Annotated in this window: 2 protein-coding genes; both read right to left on the minus strand. The window is 70.6% G+C overall.

The annotated features are described in order from the left end of the window. A partial coding sequence (locus BN11_RS17955) for a pyridoxal phosphate-dependent decarboxylase family protein (protein ID WP_053084173.1) occupies nucleotides 1–1176 on the minus strand: 1176 nt, incomplete at its 3' end. Then, nucleotides 1173–1839: MFS transporter (locus BN11_RS17960; RefSeq protein WP_201329303.1), on the minus strand; the 667-nt coding region annotated here is incomplete at its 5' end. The genes BN11_RS17955 and BN11_RS17960, both read right to left, overlap by 4 nt.

Raw genomic sequence — 1839 nt, forward strand, 5'->3', positions numbered from 1 at the left:
CTCGGCGAGGACCTCGAGCAGTTCTTCGACGCGGGGCGCCGTCGCCGCGCACAGACTCAGGTGCAGGCTCGGCGGGCCGCCGCGGAAGGGCAGTTGCGGGCTGAGCAGCCACCCGCGGGAGGACGCCTCGTCGGCGAGGGTGAACACGTCATACCCGGCGTCCTGGGTCGTCGTGACGGCCAGCAGCGTGCTGTCGGGAGCGACGAGCGGGCGCAGCCCGAGGCCGCGTTCCGCGATCTGCTCGGCCAAGCCCACCGTCGCCTCGCGGGCGACCTGGGCGAGTTCGCGATAGCCGTCGAGGCCGAGATAGCGCACGACGGCCCACGCCGCCGCGAGCGGGCCACCCGATTTCGTCGATTGCATCGTCGTGTTCAACATCGTGTAGCCCGGCCAGTCCGCCGCCGCGAAGAAATGGCTTTTTCGCAAAGATGCGTTGCGGTGCAACAGGATCGAGACACCCTTGGGCGTGTAGCCGTATTTGTGCAGGTCCACCGAGATGCTGCTCACGCCCTCGATCTCGAAGGACCACGGCGGCGCACCGTCGAGGAAGGGCAGCACCCACCCGCCGATGCAGGCGTCGACGTGCAGCCGTATGCCGTGCTCCCCCGCCACGTCGGCCAGCGCCGTGATCGGGTCGATCACCCCGTGGGCGTAGGAGGGTGCCGAGCCCACGAGGAGCACCGTGGTCCCGTCGACCGCCGCCGCCATCGCGGCCGGGTCCGCGCGGAAGGTCACCGGGTCGACGTTGACGAAGACCGGACGCACGCCGACGTAGTGCGCCGCCTTGTGGAAGGCCGCGTGGACGGTGGTCGGCAGCACCATTGACGGCGAATCGCGCTGGGCTGCAGAGTTTTTCGGGTCGTCGCGGGCCGCGAGGACAGCCAGCATGATCGACTCCGTGCCGCCTGACGTCACCGTCCCGGCGAACCCGTCAGGAGCCCGCAGCAGATGTCCGGCGAGCCGCACCAGGTCGTTCTCCATCGCCAGCAGCGACGGGAAGGCTGTCGGATCGAGACCGTTGGTGCCGGCGAACGACGCGAGCGCGCGGCGGCCGATCTCGTCGGCGTCGGCCAGCCCCGAGTCGTAGACATAGGACAGCGTCCGCCCGCCGTGCGTGGCAACATCGTTGGCGCGCAACGCCTCCAGCGCCGTGAGGATGTCGTCGGCGCGCGTCATACGATTCCTTCCTCGGATGCGGCCCGCACGGCCGGCTCGTCAAGACGATAGCGAGCGAGCGCCAGCAACGACAGTGCGATGACGACGGCCGGCACGAGCGAGAACCCGAGTTGGATCGCGTCGATCGCCCCCGCCGGCTGGCGCACCGAATCACCCGAGGACGAGACGTAGCCGCCCAAGGCGAGGACGGCGGCATACAGCCCGGGGCCGAGCGCGAGGCCGAGGGTTTCGGCGCCCGTCCAGACCCCGGTGAAGACGCCGACCCGATTCTCGCCCGTCCGCGCGGCGTCGACGGCCGCCACGTCCGGCAGCATGGCGAGCGGGAAGAGTTGCGTGCCGGCATACCCGATCCCGACGACCGCCACGGCGGCGGCGAGGAGGGCCAAAGACCCTTCTCGCACAACGAAAATCGCCAGAGCCCCGGTGAGCAGGACCAGCGACGCGAGGAGGAAGCCGCCCTTCTTGCCCAACCGGTCGCCGACGGCCTGCCACAGCGGCATCACGACGAGCGCCGGCGCGACGAAGCAGACGAAGATGACCGTCGCGGCGCCGCCCCCGCCGACGACCCACCGGGCGACGTAGTCGACGCCGGCGAGCATGCAGCCGGTCGCCAAGGCCTGCAGGACGTATGCCGTCAGCAACCGCCGGAAGTCCGGCGTCGCC

It is taken from the genome of Nostocoides australiense Ben110 (assembly GCF_001050535.1).
Classification (GTDB): Bacteria; Actinomycetota; Actinomycetes; order Actinomycetales; family Dermatophilaceae; genus Nostocoides_A; species Nostocoides_A australiense.